General features: G+C 68.5%; 18 protein-coding genes. 15 read left to right on the top strand and 3 right to left on the bottom strand.

Annotated elements, in window-relative coordinates:
- Window positions 1-143 precede the first annotated feature (143 nt).
- On the bottom strand, window positions 144-1,640 hold the full coding sequence (locus C662_RS03890; protein ID WP_002925197.1) for a flavin-containing monooxygenase: 1,497 nt from the start codon (window positions 1,638-1,640) through the stop codon (window positions 144-146).
- Between the two features lie 42 nt (window positions 1,641-1,682).
- Complete coding sequence (locus C662_RS03885) at window positions 1,683-2,612, bottom strand: alpha/beta hydrolase (protein WP_002925196.1); 930 nt, start codon at window positions 2,610-2,612, stop codon at window positions 1,683-1,685.
- A gap of 220 nt (window positions 2,613-2,832) precedes the next feature.
- Here C662_RS03885 and C662_RS03880 point away from each other — a divergent pair, with 220 nt between their 5' ends.
- The 15 genes from C662_RS03880 (at window position 2,833) to C662_RS03810 (ending at window position 17,751) form a co-directional block, all read left to right on the top strand.
- Window positions 2,833-4,059 (top strand): helix-turn-helix transcriptional regulator, encoded by a 1,227-nt coding sequence (locus C662_RS03880; RefSeq protein WP_002925195.1) that lies wholly within the window; start codon window positions 2,833-2,835, stop codon window positions 4,057-4,059.
- Between the two features lie 91 nt (window positions 4,060-4,150).
- Window positions 4,151-4,900 carry an SDR family NAD(P)-dependent oxidoreductase gene (locus C662_RS03875; protein ID WP_002925194.1) on the top strand — a complete coding sequence of 250 codons (750 nt, stop codon included), beginning with the start codon at window positions 4,151-4,153 and terminating at the stop codon, window positions 4,898-4,900.
- Between the two features lie 115 nt (window positions 4,901-5,015).
- Entirely contained in the window at window positions 5,016-5,918 is a 903-nt protein-coding gene (locus tag C662_RS03870) for a VOC family protein (RefSeq protein WP_002925193.1), read from the top strand.
- 25 nt (window positions 5,919-5,943) lie between these two features.
- On the top strand, window positions 5,944-6,819 hold the full coding sequence (locus C662_RS03865; RefSeq protein WP_002925190.1) for a CoA transferase subunit A: 876 nt from the start codon (window positions 5,944-5,946) through the stop codon (window positions 6,817-6,819).
- A gap of 14 nt (window positions 6,820-6,833) precedes the next feature.
- Window positions 6,834-7,634 carry a CoA-transferase subunit beta gene (locus C662_RS03860; RefSeq protein WP_002925188.1) on the top strand — a complete coding sequence of 267 codons (801 nt, stop codon included), beginning with the start codon at window positions 6,834-6,836 and terminating at the stop codon, window positions 7,632-7,634.
- 20 nt (window positions 7,635-7,654) lie between these two features.
- Window positions 7,655-8,566 carry an enoyl-CoA hydratase gene (locus C662_RS03855; protein WP_002925187.1) on the top strand — a complete coding sequence of 304 codons (912 nt, stop codon included), beginning with the start codon at window positions 7,655-7,657 and terminating at the stop codon, window positions 8,564-8,566.
- Window positions 8,563-9,705, top strand: coding sequence for an NAD(P)H-dependent flavin oxidoreductase (locus C662_RS03850; RefSeq protein WP_002925185.1), 1,143 nt, complete (start codon window positions 8,563-8,565; stop codon window positions 9,703-9,705). The genes C662_RS03855 and C662_RS03850 overlap by 4 nt, the downstream gene beginning before the upstream one ends.
- A gap of 51 nt (window positions 9,706-9,756) precedes the next feature.
- Window positions 9,757-10,509 carry an enoyl-CoA hydratase family protein gene (locus tag C662_RS03845; protein WP_002925183.1) on the top strand — a complete coding sequence of 251 codons (753 nt, stop codon included), beginning with the start codon at window positions 9,757-9,759 and terminating at the stop codon, window positions 10,507-10,509.
- 7 nt (window positions 10,510-10,516) lie between these two features.
- On the top strand, window positions 10,517-11,686 hold the full coding sequence (locus tag C662_RS03840; protein WP_002925181.1) for an acyl-CoA dehydrogenase family protein: 1,170 nt from the start codon (window positions 10,517-10,519) through the stop codon (window positions 11,684-11,686).
- Window positions 11,687-11,699: 13 nt separating this feature from the next.
- Window positions 11,700-12,758, top strand: coding sequence for an acyl-CoA dehydrogenase family protein (locus C662_RS03835; protein WP_002925179.1), 1,059 nt, complete (start codon window positions 11,700-11,702; stop codon window positions 12,756-12,758).
- Window positions 12,759-12,760: 2 nt separating this feature from the next.
- A complete protein-coding gene (locus C662_RS03830) occupies window positions 12,761-13,912 on the top strand; it encodes an acetyl-CoA C-acetyltransferase (protein ID WP_002925177.1) in 1,152 nt (383 codons plus the stop codon).
- A 14-nt stretch (window positions 13,913-13,926) separates the two neighbouring features.
- The gene (locus C662_RS03825) at window positions 13,927-14,802 is read left to right on the top strand and encodes an SDR family oxidoreductase (RefSeq protein WP_002925176.1); all 876 of its coding nucleotides are present in this window, start codon (window positions 13,927-13,929) and stop codon (window positions 14,800-14,802) included.
- 1 nt (window position 14,803) lies between these two features.
- Window positions 14,804-16,378, top strand: a complete 1,575-nt coding sequence (locus C662_RS03820) for an amidase (protein WP_002925174.1) — start codon at window positions 14,804-14,806, stop codon at window positions 16,376-16,378.
- Between the two features lie 42 nt (window positions 16,379-16,420).
- On the top strand, window positions 16,421-17,308 hold the full coding sequence (locus C662_RS03815; RefSeq protein ID WP_002925172.1) for an SDR family NAD(P)-dependent oxidoreductase: 888 nt from the start codon (window positions 16,421-16,423) through the stop codon (window positions 17,306-17,308).
- Between the two features lie 11 nt (window positions 17,309-17,319).
- Window positions 17,320-17,751, top strand: coding sequence for a nuclear transport factor 2 family protein (locus C662_RS03810; RefSeq protein ID WP_002925169.1), 432 nt, complete (start codon window positions 17,320-17,322; stop codon window positions 17,749-17,751).
- 7 nt (window positions 17,752-17,758) lie between these two features.
- Here C662_RS03810 and C662_RS19965 read toward each other — a convergent pair whose 3' ends face one another.
- Entirely contained in the window at window positions 17,759-17,908 is a 150-nt protein-coding gene (locus C662_RS19965) for a rubredoxin (RefSeq protein WP_198291873.1), read from the bottom strand.

Here is a 17,908-nt window from a genome sequence, read left to right as displayed (position 1 = left end):
CACGCCGGAAGTGGTTTCAGCTTTGTGGTTCGCAGTACCTGTAGTTGTCGTCTCGTAGCATGGTTCCTCCTCTCTTCAGGCCGCCTCCCGAAAGGGTTGGCGGCTTTTTTTTCGGGTCGATCGGCATCTGATCCTGCGCGGTCTCAGGCCGTGAAAAGATAGTCCCCGGCCTGCGGCTTGGCGGTCTGCTCGGCGAATGCCTCGTAAGTCCATGGCCAGCTTGCGGGTATGCCGGTGGCGTCGAGGTACCAGCTCGAGCAGCCGGAGCCGAAGATCGTCCGCCGCGCTGCGGTGATGCGGCGTTCGTCGTAGGCGCGCAGGGTGTCCGCACGCAGTTCGACGAGGGCGCACTCGGCGCGCGCGAGCGGGGCGAGCAACTGTTCGATGTAGGCCCATTGGCGCTCGGCGATGTCGATCAGCGAAAAGTTGCCGACCGGTCCGGTGGGGCCGTTGAGCATGAAGAAGTTCGGGAAGCTGGGCAGGGTGATGCCGAGGTAGGCCGAGGGGCTGGGCGTCCATTGGGCATCGAGATCCGCAGCTCCGCGCCCGCGGACCTTGATCGGCCGTACGAAACGGTCGGCCTGGAAGCCGGTGGCGAGCACGAGGACGTCGGCCTCCTTGAGGCTGCCGTCCTTCATCCGCACCCCCTCGGGCTCGATGCATTCGATGGCGCCGACGACGGCCTCCACGTCCGGCTGCTGGATCTTGTCGTAGTAGTCCGACGAGTAGATCAGCCGCTTGCACGCTGCGCGGTAGTTCGGGCGCAGGGCTTCGCGTAGCTGCGGGTCACGTACGCTGCGCTCCAGGTTGTCGCGGACGATGGTCTCGATCTCGTGCATCTCGGGCGCATCGGCGTCGATGATGGCGCGTGTGAAACGGCGTACCAGGCCGGTGTAGTGTTCGCCGTAGCGGATCTCGTCGATGAGGCCGGGGTCGGCGCGGAAGGCGGCACGCTGGGCCTCGCTGTAGGGTTCGTTGGGCATCGGCATGATCCATTGCGGCGTGCGCTGGATGTGATACAGCCGGGCGGCGCGGCCCGCCAGCGCGGAGACGATCTGCACGCCGGTCGAGCCGCTGCCGACGACCGCGATGCGACGGCCGTCGAGTGCGACGCCGTGATCCCAGCGTGCGGAGTGGAAGCACGCTCCGGCAAACTCGCCCAGGCCCGGCAGGGCAGGCATGCTCGGGTGGTGGAGCACGCCGGTGGCGGCGATCACGACGTCGAAATCGTCATCGCGGCCCTGGTCGTCGGTGATCGTCCACAGGCGTCGGGTGTCGTCGAAGCGGCAGGACCGGATGGCACAACCGAAGCGGATCAGCGGTGCAATCGCGTAGCGGCGGACGACGTCCTCGAAGTAGCGCTGGATCTCCGGCCCCGGGGCGAGGAAGCTGCTCCAGTCCGGATTCGGGGCGAAGGAATAGGTATAGGCGTGTGCGGGCACGTCGCAGGTGAGGCCGGGGTAGGTGTTCTCGCGCCAGGTGCCGCCGATGCGGTCGGCTTTTTCGAAGACGACGAGTTCGTGCGTGCCGGCTTCCTTGAGACGAATGGCGGCGAGGATGCCGGCCATGCCGGCGCCGATGATGGCGATGCGCAGGCGGCGTGGCGCCGGTGCAGCGAGGGTCGAGGCTGAGGTGTCCATGGCGATTCCTTTTCAGGGGGATGTGCGAGGGGCGGGACCGACTCAGCGCGCCAGTGCGCCGCGCAGCTGCGCCGCGGCGAAGGCGAGGGCTTCATCGGCCGCGTCGAGCTGGCCGAGCAGGCTGGCGAAGCCGTGGAACTGGCCGGGCCAGCGCCGCAGCGTGACGGGCACGCCGGCGGCGACCAGCGCCAGGGCGTAGGCTTCGCCTTCGTCGCGCAGCGGGTCGATGCCGGCCGTGATCACGGTGGCCGGTGGCATCGCGGCGAGCTCAGGCGCGCGCAGGGGCGACGCGCGCGGGTCGAGCCCAGCCTCTGGGTTGGGCAGGTACTGGCGCCAGAACCAGCGCATCAGCCCGCTATCCAGGATCGGCGCGTCGCCATGCTCGCGGTGCGATGCAGTGTCGCAGGCGCTGTCGGTCACCGGGTAGATCAGCAACTGGTGCGCCAGGCGAAGCCCGCTGTCCCGCGTCAGCCGTGCGCTGACGGTGGCGAGCGTGGCGCCAGCGCTGTCGCCGGCAACCGCGATGCGCGCCGGGTCTGCACCGAGCGTTGCGGCCGCGCGGTGGATCGCCTGCACGGCCGCCACCGCATCGTCGACGGCGGCCGGGTAAGGGTGCTCGGGCGCCAGGCGGTAGTCGATGGAGACCACGATCGCGTCGGCGAGCAGGGCGAGGCGGCTGCACAGGGCGTCATGGGTATCGAGGCCGCAGCTGACGAAGCCGCCGCCATGGAAGTAGACCACCAGTGGCCGGGGGTCGGCGCTGCCGGGTTGGTAAGCACGCGCTGCAAGGGGGCCCGCAGGGCCGTCCAGCACAAGGTTGTCGATGCGGATACCGGCGTCCAGGGCGGGCGCCAGCGCGGCAAAGGCGGCCAGACCAGCGCGGTAGGCGGCAGCGTTCAGGGTGTCGAGATCGGGGCGAGGGAGGCGGGCGAACTGGTCTGCGATGGCCTGGGCCTGGGGGTCGAGCGGCAAGGTGTGCTCCTTCGGGGACAGGATTGCGATCAGCTCATTATTCGGGCGCCGCCTTTGTCGTCATCGTGCAAACTGCTTAAGGACCGGGCTGCGTCTCGCCGGCCTGGATACATCATCCATTCTGGTGATGAGGCGGTGCAGCAGGCATGACACAGTGCCCGAACGGAAAACGAGCCGGCCGCCCATGTCGCGGCCGTGCCAGGGGCCGACAGGGAGAACGATGAAGAGCAATGCAGGCGATCCGGCCGTGCGCGGGACATCCGGGTTGCGAGTGCCGTTGCGGGCGCTCGAACCGGGTGATCGCAACACGCTGTTCCGGCGCAGCGGGCTGGATTTCGACGACTACGACAGTCTCGTTGCGCTTGCCTACGGCGGCACGCAGGACGCGGTGCCGTGGATGCAGCTGCTGGAGAGCCTGCGCACGCTGCTGGGTGCGAACTACGTCACCCTGATCCTGCGCTCGCATGGGGCGAGCCAATCCCTGCAGGTGGTGTTCGCCGGGGAGGCGCGGCCTGCGATCGTGCAGCCCTACGAGGCCGAGCTTGCCGCGGTCGACCCCTTTGTCAACCTGCCGCGCGACCGCATGGTGATGCTCGATGAGCTCATCGACGAGGCTGCCTGGCAGGCGGGCGTGTACTACCGCAGCTTTCACGAGCCGTTGAACCTGCGCTACCACATGGGCGCCGACATCGGCATGGAGGCCGAGCCGAGCTGCCGCCTGCGCGTGTCGCGGCCACCCTGGGCCGAACGTTTCGGCGAGCGCGAGCGCGCGATCTGCAACCTGTTGCTGCCTCATCTGCATGCGGCGGTCCAACTGCGCGCGAGCCTCGACATCGCCGAGGTCGAGCGCCATTGCTACGTCGGCATGCTCGATCGCCTGTCGGTCGGTGTGGTGCTGCTCGACCGCAATGCGCGCATTCTCCGCCTCAACCAGGCGGCGACCGAGATCCTTGGCCGGCGCGACGGCCTGAGCGTGGTCGCAGGCAGCCTGTCGGCAGCCTTGAATGGAGAAGGGCGGGCGCTGCGCGGGCTGATCGAACGGGCCGTTGTCGCTGGCGCGCGTCACGAGCCCGGCGTCGTCGATGGCATGTCGATCAGCCGGCCTTCGGGCGGCCCGCAGCTTGGCGTTGCCGTACGCGCGATGCCCCCGACCGAGTGGTCCGAGCCCTCCAGCCGACCGGCCGCGATGGTCATCATCCGCGACCCGGATGTGCGCCTGCTGGCCTCCGACGAGCAGCTCAAGCGCCTGTACGGCCTCACCAATGCCGAAGCCAGCCTCGCGCTCGAGCTGATGGCCGGGCGCACCGTCGACGAGGCCGCGCAGGCTCTCGGCATCAGCCGTAACACCGCGCGCTGCCAGGTGCGCGCCATCTTCGCCAAGACCGGCGTCACGCGCCAGGCCGAGTTGCTGCGGGTCCTGCTCAGTGGCGTCGCGCCGCTGGCCTGAGGGCGGCGACGCTCTTCGGTCGAACCCGGTACTCAAGCCGGCTCTTGCAGGCCGGACCCATGCAGCGAACCCACACGAGGAGATGTCGTCGATGAAGCGTTTCGAGAACAAGGTGGTTCTGGTCACAGGTGCCGCACGCGGCCAGGGTGAAGTGGAAGCGAGGCTGTTCCACGCCGAGGGCGCGTGCGTGGTGCTCGCCGACGTGCTGGATGGCGATGCCGCACGGCTGGCCGATGAGCTCGGGCCCAATGCGCTTGCCGTGCATCTCGACGTATCCGACCCGCAGCAATGGGCGGCGGCGGTCGAGGCGGCGCTGGCCCGCTTCGGACGACTCGACGTGCTGGTGAACAACGCCGGCATCCTGCGCTGGGGCCGCATCGAGGACATGTGCCTCGACGAATACATGCAGGTGATCCAGGTCAACCAGACCGGCTGCTGGCTGGGGATGAAGGCGGTGCTGCCAGCGCTGAAGGCGGCGGGTGGTGGTGCCATCGTCAACATCAGCTCCGCCGCCGGCATCATGGCGATTGGCGGTGCCAGCGCCTATACGGCGAGCAAGTTCGCCGTGCGCGGCATGAGCAAATGCGCAGCGCTCGAATTCGGCCGCTACGGCATCCGCGTCAACTCGGTGCACCCGGGCGGCATCGACACGCCGATGGTGCACACGCCTGACCGTGAGCTCAATGCGGCCTACCAGCACCAGCCGATCGCCCGCATCGGCACGCCGCAGGAGGTCGCCCGCCTGGTCGCCTTCCTCGCCTCGGACGAGGCGTCCTATTGCACCGGCGGCGAGTTCACCATCGACGGCGGCATGCTGGCGGGCTTCAACGCCACCTTCTGATCCCGCTTCGGCCGCGCCCCCGACGCCCGTTTTTCGTAGTCTCAACGGACGATGATGGCGCGGCCGCCTGTTCGCACAATGCCCCCACGTATCCGACCAATCTTTGGGGGCAGCAATGATCGACATCCGCGGTTTGGCCTACTTCGTCGCCCAGATCGACGACCTCGCCGAATGGAAGCATTACGCCGAGAACGTGCTCGGCATGATGACCTCGACCGCGCCTGGCGGCGGTCTCTACATCAAGATGGACGAGCGTCCCTTCCGCATCCTGGTGGTGCAGGGCGCAGAGCGTCGCTACCTGGCATCGGGTTGGGAGCTGGCGGGTGAAGACGCCTTCAAGGCCGCGCTCGCCGAACTCGACGCCAAGGGTGTGGGCTACGCGCTCGCCGATGCCGCCACCGTCGCCCAGCGTGGCATGCAGGCCGTCGCCGTGGTGACCGACCCCTCGGGCAACCGCCACGAGCTGTGCTGGGGCCACCTGTCGGACTGCCAGCCCTTCGTGTCGCCGCAGGGCGTGCCGCGCTTCCTCACCGGCGACATGGGCCTGGGCCACACCGTGATGCCGGCCCCCAACTTCGACGCCACCGCGGCCTTCTTCCGCGACGTGCTCGGTTTCGGCCTGTCGGACATCTTCAACTTCCGTCCCGATCCGGCTGCGCCGCCGGTGCGCATCCACTTCCTGCACTGCAACAACGCCCGTCACCACAGCCTGGCGATCGCCGAGTACCCGGTGCCGAGCGGCTGCGTGCATGTGATGGTCGAGGTCGATTCGATGACCGAGGTCGGCCGTGCCCACGACCGCCGCATCGCGCACAAGGTGCCGCTGTCGGCCACGCTGGGCCAGCACCTCAACGACCGCATGATCTCCTTCTACATGAAGACGCCCTCGGGCTTCGACCTCGAGTACGGCTACGGCGGCCTGCAGTGCGACTGGGAACGCCACAACGCCTTCGAGTTCACCCGCGTCAGCATCTGGGGCCACGACTTCGGCGTCGGCCAGCAGGAACAGGCCGCCTGAGCGCGGCCGGCAACAGGAAAGCACCATGAACAAACTGATGACGACGACCGATGTCGTCGCCCAATTGCGCGATGGCATGACCATCGGTTTCGGCGGCTGGGGCCCGCGGCGCAAGCCGATGGCGATCGTGCGCGAGATCCTGCGCTCGGACGTGAAGGACCTCACCGTGGTGGCCTATGGCGGCCCGGACGTCGGCATGCTGTGCGCCGCCGGCAAGGTGAAGAAGCTGATCTTCGGCTTCGCTACGCTGGATGCCATCCCGCTCGAGCCCTGGTACCGCAAGGTGCGTGAATCCGGCGCACTGGAGCTGCTGGAACTCGACGAGGGCATGTGGCAATGGGGTCTGCGTGCCGCCGGCATGCGCGTGCCCTTCCTGCCGACGCGCTGCGGTCTGGCGACCGATGTCACCAAGCTCAACCCCGAGCTCAAGACCATCCAGTCGCCCTACGCCGATGGCGAGGTGCTGCTGGCGATGCCGGCCTTGAAGCTCGACGTCGCGCTGGTGCACGTCAATGTTGCCGACCAACTCGGCAACACCCTGATCCAGGGCGGTGACCCGTATTTCGATCACCTCGTCGCGCGTGCGGCGGACGCCTGCTACGTGTCGGCCGAACGCGTCGAGGAGCGCCTCGCGCTCACCCCCGACCAGGCCCGCTTCAACACCTTCGAGCGCTACCTGGTGAAGGGCGTGGTGCATGCGCCCTGCGGTGCCCACCCGACCACTTGCGCGCCCGAGTACGGCTGGGACATGGCCCACTTCAAGCGCTACGTCGCGAGCGCGGCGGATGACGGTGGCTGGCAGGCCTACATGGACGAGTTCGTCACCCCGGGCGAGGCCGCCTACCAGGACAAGAACGGCGGTATCGAACGCATGGGCAAGCTGCCCCTGCCGGTGTTTTGAGGAGCGCGAGCGGCATGAGCAACAACACTGAATTCACCCTCGCCGAACTGATGATCGTTGCGACCTCGGAAGCCTGGCGCGGCGACGGCGAGGTGCTGGCCTCGGGCATCGGCGTGATTCCGCGCCTGGGCGCCAGCCTGGCCAAGCTCACCTACGCCCCCGAGCTGCTGATGACCGACAGCGAATGCTTCCTGGTCGAGGAGCCGATTCCGCTCGGCCCGCGCGGGGACTACGTGCCGAAGTACTCCGGCTACATGTCCTTCGAGCGCGTGTTCGAGTGCGTGTGGGGCGGCCGTCGCCACGCCATGATCGGCCCGACCCAGATCGACCGCTTCGGCCAGACCAACCTGTCGGTGGTGGGCGACTACAGGAAGCCCAAGGCCGCCATCCTCGGCGTGCGCGGCCTGCCGGGCAACAGCATCAACCACATCAACTCCTTCTTCGTGCCCAACCACAGCAAGCGCGTGTTCGTCGAAGGCGAGGTGGACATGGTGTCGGGCGTGGGCTTCAACCCCGCACGCTGGGAACCCGGCATGCGCCAGGACTTCATGGACATCCGCCGCATCGTCACCGACCTGTGCGTGCTGGACTTCGAAGGCCCGGACCACGCCATCCGCGTGCGCTCGCTGCACCCGGGCGTGTCCTTCGACGAGGTGCAGGAAAAGACCGGCTTCCCGCTGCTGAAGGCGCCGGAGCTGGGCGAGACCCCGCACCCGACCGCGGCGCAGCTGGAGATCATCCGCCGCCTCGATCCGCACGACCTGCGCGGCGCGCAGGTCAAGGGCAATCCGCCCGGCATCCGCGCCGCAGCCTGATCAGGCCAAGGAAGAAGCCCATGAGCGCCCCCGACCAGAACTTCGTCACCCGCCCCGACAACGCGGTGTACGAGACCGACAGCCCGGTGCACTACGCCGTGGCCGACGGTATCGCCACGGTGACGATGAGCCGTACCGAGTTCAACAACGCGCAGAACTCGCAGATGACCTATGCGCTGGACGCCGCCTTCCGCCGTGCGGTGGATGACGACGCCGTGAAGGTCATCGTGCTGCGCGGCGACGGCAAGCATTTTTCCGCCGGCCACGACATCGGTACGCCGGGGCGCGACATCAACAAGCCCTTCGACCGCGTGCATCTGTGGTGGGACCACACCAACAAGCCGGGCGGCGAATACCTCTACGTGCGCGAGCAGGAGGTGTACCTGAACATGTGCCGGCGCTGGCGCGAGCTGCCCAAGCCGACCATCGCCATGGTGCAGGGCGCCTGCGTCGCCGGCGGGCTGATGCTGGCCTGGGTGTGCGACCTCATCGTCGCCAGCGACGACGCCTTCTTCCAGGACCCGGTGGTGCGCATGGGCATCCCCGGGGTGGAGTACTTCGCTCACCCTTACGAGCTCAACCCGCGCATTGCCAAGGAATTCCTGATGACTGGCGACCGCATGGGCGCAGAGCGTGCCTACCAGATGGGCATGGTCAACCGCGTCGTCGCGCGTGAGCAACTCGAGGCCGAGACCTATGCGCTGGCCGCGCGTGTCGCCAAGCAGCCGCGCATGGGCCTGGCGCTGACCAAGCAGGCGATCAACCACGTCGAGGACCTGCAGGGCAAGCGCACGGCGATGGATGCGGTGTTCGCCTGGCACCACTTCGCCCACACCCACAACGAACTGCTGTCGGGCGACAAGCTCGGCGGCTACGACGCCAAGGCCATGGCCAGCGCCAACAAGCGGGCCGCAGGCGAGGACAAGGCATGAGCCATACCCCCGACACGCACGATTTCTCGGCGCTGCTGCGCACCCCGCTCACCGAGCATCTTGGCTGCCGCTACCCCGTCATCCAGACCGCGATGGGCTGGGTGGCGGACGCCAATCTGGTGATCGCCACCACCAAGGCCGGCGGCTTTGGTTTTCTCGCTGGCGCCACCATCGATGCCGACAAGATCGAAGGCGAGATCAAGAAGGTGATCGCTGCCACCGGCGGCAGCAACTTCGGCCTCAACTTCCACATGTTCCAGGAGAACGCCGCGCAGTGCGTCGACCTGGCCATCCAGTACAGGCTGCGCGCCGTGAGCTACGGCCGCGGCCCGGACAAGAAGACCATCGCCCGCTTCAAGGAAGCCGGCGTGCTGTGCATCCCCACCGTGGGTGCGCTGAAGCATGCGATCAAGGCCGTTGAGCTCGGCGCCGACATGATCACCATCCAGGGCGGTGAGGGCGGTGGCCACACCGGCGGCGTGCCGACCACCATCCTGCTGCCGCAGGTGCTGGCGGCGGTGAAGGTGCCGGTGATCGCCGCGGGTGGTTACTCCACCGGCCGCGGCCTGGCGGCGGCGCTGGCCGCAGGCGCGGCCGGCATCGCCATGGGCACGCGCTTCCTGATGACCACCGACTCGCCCACCCCGCCGGCCACGCTCGAGCGCTACGTCAAGGTCGATGACCCGCAGAAAGTGCGCGTCACGCTCGCGGTCGACGGCATGCGCCACCGCATGATCGAGAACCCCTTCATCAACAAGCTCGAGTCCGCCAGCCCGTTGGGCCGGCTGTTGATCGCGCTCAGGAGCGCCTGGCAGTGGAAGCAGCAGACCGGCATGAGCTTCGGCCACATGGTCGGCGTGTTCCGCCAGGCCCTCAAGGAAGACCCGGGCGCGGTGTCGCAGACGGTGATGTCCGCCAACCAGCCGGTGCTGCTGCAGCGCTCGATGGTCGAGGGCTACCCCGACGAGGGCATCCTGCCCAGCGGCCAGGTGGCGGCGGCGATCGGCAAGCTCGAGAGCTGCGAGGACGTCATCCAGGGCATCGCCGCGGAAGCCGAGGCCTGCCTCGCCGCCTTGTACGCCCGCCTCGACGACGCACGCGGCACTGAAGCCTGCAAACAGACAGCGGCCGTCGCCTGAGCGCACAGCCCGAACCCCACATAAGACACGACCCCCACGGAGCCCGATAACGTGAGCCAGGCATTCCAGACAACGATCGACAACGGCATTGCCGAACTGGTCATCAACAAGCCCCCGGTCAACGCCCTCGACAGCAGCGAGTGGTATGCGCTCGCACACCGCATCGACGAACTCGGCCACGACCCCGAGGTACGCGTGATCGTGATCCGTGCCGAGGGCCGCGGTTTCTGCGCCGGCGTGGACATCAAGGAACTCGACGCTCATCCCGAGCGCATCGTCGCCGTCAACGGCGGCAATTACGCCACCTTCAAGGCGGTGCACCGCAACCCGGTGCCGGTCATCGTCGCGGTGCACGGCTTCGTGCTCGGCGGCGGCATCGGCATCACCGGCGCGGCCGACATCGTCGTCGCTGCCGAGTGCGCTACCTTCGCGCTGCCCGAGGTCGATCGCGGCGCGATGGGTGGCGGTGCCCACCTGCAGCGCCTGTTCCCGGTGCAGAAGGTGCGCTATCTGTTCTTCACCGGCGAGAAGATCGGTGCGCGCGAGGCCGAGCGCTACGGCTTCATCGAGCGCATCGTGCCCAAGGCCGAGCTGCGCGAGGCCGCACTCGACATCGCCCGCAAGATCGCCGCCAAGAGCCCGGCCATGATCCGCATCGCCAAGGAGGCGCTCAACGGCATCGAGGACGGCAACCTGGAAGACAAGTACCGCTGGGAGCAGGGTTTCACGCTGCAGGCCTACACCAGCCCCGACTCGGCGGAAACCCGCCGCGCCTTTGTCGAGAAACGCGAAGCCAAGTTCTGAGGACACCATGGATCTCGCCTACACCCCCCGGCAGAAAGCCTTCCGCGAGGAAGTGCGCGCCTGGCTCGCGGCCAACCTGCCGCGCGAGCCGCTGGCCAGCTACGACACCCGCGAGGGCTTCGAGCAGCACCGCGAATGGGAGCGCAAGCTGTTCGACGCGCGCCTGTCGATGGTGATCTGGCCCGAAGCCCTGGGCGGCCGCGGCTGCGACCTCATCGAATGGCTGATCTTCGAGGAGGAGTACTACGGCGCCGGCGCACCGATGCGTGTGAACCAGAACGGCCAGCTCCTGCTCGGCCCCACGCTGATCGAATTCGGCACCGAGGAACAGAAGGCGCGCTTCCTGCCGCGCATGGCCTCGAGCGAAGACATGTGGGCGCAGGGCTGGTCCGAGCCCAACGCCGGCTCGGACATGGCGGCGATCACCAGCAAGGCCATCCTGTCGGCCGACGGTACGCACTATGTGGTGAACGGCCAGAAGACCTGGTCGACGCGTGCGAGCTATGCCGACCTGCTGTTCGGCCTGTTCCGCAGCGACCCCGCCTCCAGCCGCCACCATGGCTTGTCCTATCTGGCGGTGGCACTGGATGCGCCGGGCGTGACCATCCGCCCGATCCAGGCGCTCAACGGCAAGCAGGCCTTCGCCGAGATCTTCTTCGACGACGTCAAGGTGCCGGTGGAGAACCGCATCGGCGACGAAGGCCAGGGCTGGCATGTGGCGATGGCCACCGCCGGCTTCGAGCGCGGCCTGCTGCTGCGCTCGCCGGCGCGCTTCCAGTACACCGCGCGCCGTCTGGTCGAGCTCTACAAGGCGAACCGCGAGGTCGCCGACCGCGACCCCAGCATCCGCGACGCGGTCATCGAGGCCTGGACCGGCACCGAGGCCTACGCGCTCGCCGCCTACCACACCGTGGGCCGGCTGGCGAAGGGCGCCCGCATCGGCGCCGAGGCCAGCACCAACAAGATCTACTGGTCGGAGCTGGACCTGAAGATGCACGAGACCGCGATGCGCATCCTCGGCCCGCTCGGCGAACTCACCGGCGACGCGCCGGCGGCAGTCGAGGCCGCGCGCTGGCTGGATGGCTTCCTGTTCGCGCAGGCCGGGCCGATCTACGCCGGCACCAACGAGATCCAGCGCAACATCATCGCCGAGCGCATGCTCGGCCTGCCGAAATAAGGAAGGGGCCGCCATGGACTTCACCTTCACCGACGACCAGCTCACCTTCCGCGAGGCGGTGAGCCGCTTCCTGATGACCGAAGCCGCGCCCGAGATGCTGCGCGAGATCTGGGAAACCGACACCGGGCGCTCGCCCGAACTGCGCAAGAACATCGCCGAGCAGGGCCTGACCGCGCTGTCGGTGCCCGAGGACTGCGGCGGCCTGGGCATGGACGATATCGCCTGGGCACTGATGACGCAGGAGCTGGGCTACTACGCCATCCCGGACTCGCTCGCCGACGCGGCCTACGTTGCTGCTGGTCTCATCGCCGCGCTGCCGGCTGGCACCGCGTCGCGCGAAGACTGGCTCGGCCGCATTGCCGAGGGCAGCATCCGCATCGCGGTTGCGCACCCGGTCAATCCGCTGGTGGCCGACGCCAACCCGGCCAACCTGCTGCTCCTTGCGCATGGCGACGAAGTGCATGCCGTGCCGCGCGAGCAGGTCGAGGTCGAGCCCAACCCCAGCATCGACCTGTCGCGCCGCCTCGCGCGCGTGCGCTGGACGCCCGCCGCGTCCACGCTGATCGCCGGCGGCGAGGCCGGCCGCGCGCTGTGGGCGCAGACGCTCAACCGCGGTGCCTTGTCCACTGCCGGGCAGTTGCTCGGCCTGGCGCAGCGCATGCTCGACCTGTCGGTCGACTACGTGGCGCAGCGCAAGCAGTTCGGCAAGCCGATCGGCAGCTTCCAGGCGGTCAAGCACCACCTCGCCGACGTCGCCACCAAGATCGAGTTCGCCAAGCCTGTGCTCTACCGTGCTGCCTATGCGCTCGCCCATGGCGAGGCGGGTGCCGATGCGCGTGTCTCGCACGCCAAGCTCGCCTGCGGCGAGGCGGCCTGGCTGGGCGCACGCCAGGGTATCCAGGTGCACGGCGCGATGGGCTACACCTGGGAAGTCGATCTGCAGATGTTCATGAAGCGTGCCTGGGCGCTGGATGCCGCCTGGGGTGACCGCGGCTTCCACAAGGCCCGCGTTGCCGACGCGATCCTGGCCGACGGTGCCGCGCTCGGCCCCGGCCACACGTTCGAGGAGTGAATATGGCTGAAGCCTACATTGTCGATGCCCTGCGCAGCCCCACGGGCAAGCGTAAGGGCGGTCTGTCCCACGTCCATGCGATCGATCTCGGCGCGCATGTGCTGAAGGCGCTGGTCGAGCGCAATGCCATTCCCGCCGACGAATACGATGACGTGATCTTCGGCTGCGTCGACACCATCGGCTCGCAGGCGGGCGACATCGCGCGCACCGCCTGGCTGGCCGCCGGCCTGCCGCTGAACGTGCCCGGTACCACGGTGGACCGCCAGTGCGGCTCCTCGCAGCAGGCGGTGCACTTCGCCGCCCAGGCTGTGATGAGCGGCACGCAGGACGTGGTCGCCGTGGGCGGGGTGCAGACCATGACCCAGATTCCGATCTCGTCGGCCATGCTCGCGGGCCAGCCGCTCGGCTTTCCCGACCCGTTCTCCGGCAGCAAGGGCTGGAAGGCGCGCTTCGGCGACCAGCCGGTGAATCAGTTCTACTCCGCGCAGCGCATCGCCGACCACTGGCAGTGCAGCCGTCGCGACATGGAGGTCTATGCGCTCGAGAGCCACCGCCGCGCGCTGGCCGCGATCGCCGAAGGCCGCTTCGAGCGCGAGATTGTCGGCCTGGAGGGCGTGACGAAGGACGAGACGCCGCGCGTGTCCACGCTGGAGAAAATGGCCGAACTGGAACCGGTCGGCCCCGAGTACCCGTCGATCACCGCCGCGGTGTCGAGCCAGACCTGCGACGCCTCGGCCGCCCTGCTGGTGGTGTCGGAGGCCGCGCTCAAACGCTACAACCTGACCCCGCGCGCGCGCATCCACCACCTGTCGGTGCTGGGCGACGACCCGATCTGGCACCTCACCGCGCCGATCCCCGCCACCCGTGCCGCGCTCAAGAAGGCCGGCATGCGCATGAGCGACATCGACGTGGTCGAGATCAACGAGGCCTTCGCCTCGGTGGTCATGGCCTGGCAGAAGGAGCTCGACTACGACCCCGCGCGCATGAACCCCAACGGCGGCGCCATCGCCCTGGGCCACCCGCTCGGCGCCACCGGCGCCCGCCTGATGACCGCGCTGCTGCACGAACTCGAGCGCAGCGGCGGCCGCTTCGGTCTGCAGACCATGTGCGAAGGCGGCGGCCAGGCCAACGTCACCATCATTGAACGGTTGTAAGAGAAGGGATCGACATGGGAATTTGTGAAGGACGCACCGTCATCATCACCGGCGCCGGCGGCGGCCTGGGCCGCGCCTATGCATTGGCCTTCGCGGCCGAGGGCGCGAACGTGGTGGTCAACGACATCCGCAAGGAAGCGGCCGACGCCGTTGTCGCCGAGATCGCCGCGGCGGGTGGCAAGGCGATCGCCAACGCCGACGACATCACCCGCATCGAGACCGCGCAGCAGATCGTCGATGCCGCCGTGGCGGCCTTCGGCGAGGTGCACGTGGTGGTGAACAACGCCGGCATCCTGCGCGACCGCATGTTCATCAGCCTGTCGGAAGACGACTGGGAGCAGGTCATGCGGGTGCACCTGAAGGGCCACTTCTGCCTCGCCAACATCCTCGGCAAGCGCTGGCGCGACCAGGCCAAGGCCGGCAACAGGATCGCCGCGCGCATCATCAACACCAGCTCGGGCGCCGGCCTGCAGGGTTCGGTCGGGCAGTCGAACTATTCTGCGGCCAAGGGCGGTATCGCCGCGCTGACCCTGGTGCAGGCCGCCGAGCTGGCGCGCTATGGTGTCACCGCCAACGCGCTGGCCCCGGCCGCGCGCACCTCGATGACCGAGAGCGCGATGCCCGACGTGGTCAAGGCGCCGGAAACCGGCTTCGACGCCTGGGCAGCCGAAAACGTTGCGCCGCTGGTCGTCTGGCTGGGCAGCGAGCTGTCCTCGCACGTCACTGGCCAGGTGTTCGAGAGCCAGGGCGGGCGCATCTCGGTGTGCGACGGCTGGCGCACCGGTCCGCAGAAGGACAAGGGCGCGCGCCTGACGCCAATGGAAGCGGGCGCGACGGTCGATGAACTGATGAAGCAGGCCGTGCCTGCGCAAAAGGTATGGGGGACTTGAGATGAGCGAACGGGCGGTGGTGCAGCAGCGTCGTGATTTCCTGAAGACGGGTGCAGTGCTCGGCGGCGCGGCGGCTGTGGGCCTGGGTGGGGCCAGCCCCGCCGCTGCTGCAGCTGCCACGGCCGTGTCCCTGCCGCTGCCCGACTACGAGCAGTGGGACGCGACCGAGATCGCGTTGCGCATCCGCCGCGGCGACGTCAAGCCGAGCGAGGTGCTCGAGGCGGCGATCGCCCGTGCCGAGGCCTACGCGGCGATCAACGCCGTCACCGTGCCGCACTTCGATCTCGCACGCGAGGCCGCGCGCGCACTGGATGCTGCCGGCCAGGCTGAGCGCGAGGCGCGCCCCGCCTTGTCCGGTGTGCCGTTCGCGCTGAAGGATCTCGGCGTCGCGCTCAAGGGCACAGTCACCACCAACGGCTGCGCCTTCTTCAAGGATGCGGTGGCCGACCATGATTCCACCCTGGTGCAGCGTTACCAGGCGGCGGGCCTCAACATCTTCGCCAAGCTCGCCTCGCCCGAATTCGGCCAGACCGCCACCACCGAATCGCGCCTGTTCGGCGCCACCCGCAACCCCTGGGATCTCGAACGCAGTTCTGGCGGTTCCTCGGGCGGAGCCTCGGCGGCGGTCGCTGCCGGTGTGCTGCCGGTGGCCCACGCCAGCGACGGCGGCGGCTCGATCCGCATCCCGGCTTCGCATTGTGGCCTGTTCGGCCTCAAGCCCAGCCGCGGACTGATCCCGATGGGGCCGAAGTCGCTCGAAGGCTGGCTCGGCCTGTCGGCGCACAACGTGATCAGCCGTAGCGTGCGCGATACGGCCTTGCTGATGCAGCTCAGCCAGGGCGCGGAGCCGGGCGCGCGCACCTTGCCGCCGACCGCCGACCTGCTCGCGGCGCTGGAGCAGGCGCCGCGCGCGCTGAAGATCGGCTTGTTCCAGGCCAATCTGTTCGGCGCCGGCGTGCATGCGGAGTGCATCGAAGCGTCGAACAAGGCTGCCACCCTATGCGCCGGCCTGGGTCATCACGTCGAGCCGATCGACCTGTCGGCGCTGCCCTTCCTGGAGATGGCTGGCAGCATGGGCGTGGTCACTGCCAGCGGCATGCTCTACACCGTGCGCGAGCGCGAGAAGGCGGTCGGCCGCGCGGCGCGCGAGGACGAGTTCGAGCCGATCGACTGGCAAAGCATGCAGAAGGCCCAGTCCTACACCGCCGAGCAGATTCTCAAGGCGCGCAGCGTGTTCGACCGCGGCGGCCGTGTGCTGGACGAGCTGTTCGCGCGCTACGACCTGATCCTGTCGCCGACCACCGCCGCACTGCCGCCCAAGCTCGGCGAGCTCTCGCTCGACCAGCCCTTCGAGGACTTCGCGCGCAGGGCGGTGCTGGCGTCGGCTTTCACCTCCATGTTCAACATGACCGGCCTGCCGGCGATGTCGGTGCCGCTGCACTGGAGCGCCGAAGGCCTGCCGATCGGCGTGCAGTTCGCCGCGCCCTACGGCGGCGAGGCACGCCTGATCGCGCTGGCCGCGCAGCTGGAGAAGGCCGCGCCGTGGGCGGATCGCCGGCCGTCGCGGCTGGCTTGAGGCCGTTGGCTCCCCGCAGCGCTTGTCGATGAAGGAGGTTCGATGAAAACACCCGCAACCGTCAGGTCGGGCGTTGCCGTCGTCACCGGTGCCAGCCGTGGCGTCGGCCGTGGCGTGGCCGAAGCGCTCGGCATGGCTGGCATGACGGTCTACGTGACCGGGCGCAGCACTACCGAGGGGGCGTTCCGGCTCGGCGACACGCCGCTGCCAGGGACCATCCACGACGCGGCCGCCGCGGTCACCGCCGCGGGCGGTCAGGGTGTTGCGGTGCATTGCGACCACGGTGACGATGCCCAGGTGAAGGCCTTGTTCGAGCGCATCGCAGACGAGCATGGCCGTCTCGACATTCTGGTCAACAACGCGCTCTGCATCGACGACAGCCTGATCGAGCCAGGCCCGTTCTGGACCAAGCCGCTTGCCCAGGCCGACATGTTCGGTGTCGGGCTGCGTTCGAACTATGTTGCCGCCTGGCACGCCGCACCGCTGCTGCTGAAGGCGGGGAAGGGGCTGGTCGCGTTCACCTCCTCGTATGGCGCTGGGTGCTACATGCATGGCCCGGCCTATGGCGCGCAGAAGGCCGGCTGCGACAAGATGGCGGCCGACATGGCGGTGGATTTCGAGGGCACCGGCGTGGCGGCGGTGTCGCTGTGGCTGGGTGTTCAGCGCACCGAACGCACGGCCATCGCCGCCCGTCTGCGTGGTGACGCCTACGGTGACTTCATGGCGCGCAGCGAGAGCCCGCAGTTCGTCGGCCGCGTCATCCACGCACTGTGGTGCGATCCGGAGCTGGCCGCGCTCTCCGGACGCACGCAGATCGTTGCCGAACTCGCGCAGCGCTACGGCGTTCGCGACGACGACGGCCGTGAACCGCCGACCTGGCGCAACATCCTCGGCGCACCCTGCGCCTTCCATCCCGCGCGCGTGAGCTGAGGGAACGCTACATGGATCTCGACAAACGTATCGCCCGCCTCGAAGCCCTCGAGGCGATCCGCCTGCTCAAGCACCGCTACCTCAACGCCTGCGACCTCAAGGACGTCGATACCATCCGCGATTGTTTCGCCAGTGGCCCGATCGTGATCGACTATGAAGCCGTCGGCCGTTTCGACGACCGCGACAGCTTCGTCGCCCTCTACCAGTCGCTCGCCTGCCACCCGCGCGTGCGCGACAGCCACCACGGCGCCAACCCCGAAATCGAACTGCTCGCCGCTGACCACGCGCGCGGGCGCTGGGCCTTGTCCTATTTCAATCTGGATGCCGAAACCGGCGCGACCCGCCGGCTGGGTGTGATGTATGACGACGAGTACCGTTGCATCGACGGCGCGTGGAAGATCGTGGCGACGCGGTCGCGGATACTGGCCGCGGTCGGCGCTTGATTGGGCCTCAGTCCACCGTCTCGAAGCTGTCCCTTGGCTGGCCGCAGTCCGGACACACCCAGTCGCCGGGAAGGTCCGACAATGCGGTGCCGGGCGCAATACCTTGCCCTGGCAGACCGCTCGCTTCGTCGTAGATGAAGCCACATGTCAGGCACAT

The organism is Thauera sp. 28, assembly GCF_000310145.2.
Lineage (GTDB): Bacteria > Pseudomonadota > Gammaproteobacteria > Burkholderiales > Rhodocyclaceae > Thauera > Thauera mechernichensis.
Note: the sequence above shows the minus strand (reverse complement) of the source record. Positions and strands in the feature narration are given on the sequence as shown.

Bases quoted from the DNA above. Each gene is read 5' to 3' on its own strand.
- C662_RS03890 (WP_002925197.1), bottom strand. From the start codon at position 1,640: ATGGACACCTCAGCCTCGACCCTCGCTGCACCGGCGCCACGCCGCCTG.
- C662_RS03880 (WP_002925195.1), top strand. From the start codon at position 2,833: ATGAAGAGCAATGCAGGCGATCCGGCCGTGCGCGGGACATCCGGGTTG.
- C662_RS03875 (WP_002925194.1), top strand. From the start codon at position 4,151: ATGAAGCGTTTCGAGAACAAGGTGGTTCTGGTCACAGGTGCCGCACGC.
- C662_RS03870 (WP_002925193.1), top strand. From the start codon at position 5,016: ATGATCGACATCCGCGGTTTGGCCTACTTCGTCGCCCAGATCGACGAC.
- C662_RS03865 (WP_002925190.1), top strand. From the start codon at position 5,944: ATGAACAAACTGATGACGACGACCGATGTCGTCGCCCAATTGCGCGAT.
- C662_RS03860 (WP_002925188.1), top strand. From the start codon at position 6,834: ATGAGCAACAACACTGAATTCACCCTCGCCGAACTGATGATCGTTGCG.
- C662_RS03855 (WP_002925187.1), top strand. From the start codon at position 7,655: ATGAGCGCCCCCGACCAGAACTTCGTCACCCGCCCCGACAACGCGGTG.
- C662_RS03850 (WP_002925185.1), top strand. From the start codon at position 8,563: ATGAGCCATACCCCCGACACGCACGATTTCTCGGCGCTGCTGCGCACC.
- C662_RS03840 (WP_002925181.1), top strand. From the start codon at position 10,517: ATGGATCTCGCCTACACCCCCCGGCAGAAAGCCTTCCGCGAGGAAGTG.
- C662_RS03835 (WP_002925179.1), top strand. From the start codon at position 11,700: ATGGACTTCACCTTCACCGACGACCAGCTCACCTTCCGCGAGGCGGTG.
- C662_RS03830 (WP_002925177.1), top strand. From the start codon at position 12,761: ATGGCTGAAGCCTACATTGTCGATGCCCTGCGCAGCCCCACGGGCAAG.
- C662_RS03825 (WP_002925176.1), top strand. From the start codon at position 13,927: ATGGGAATTTGTGAAGGACGCACCGTCATCATCACCGGCGCCGGCGGC.
- C662_RS03820 (WP_002925174.1), top strand. From the start codon at position 14,804: ATGAGCGAACGGGCGGTGGTGCAGCAGCGTCGTGATTTCCTGAAGACG.
- C662_RS03815 (WP_002925172.1), top strand. From the start codon at position 16,421: ATGAAAACACCCGCAACCGTCAGGTCGGGCGTTGCCGTCGTCACCGGT.
- C662_RS03810 (WP_002925169.1), top strand. From the start codon at position 17,320: ATGGATCTCGACAAACGTATCGCCCGCCTCGAAGCCCTCGAGGCGATC.
- C662_RS19965 (WP_198291873.1), bottom strand. From the start codon at position 17,908: ATGTGCCTGACATGTGGCTTCATCTACGACGAAGCGAGCGGTCTGCCA.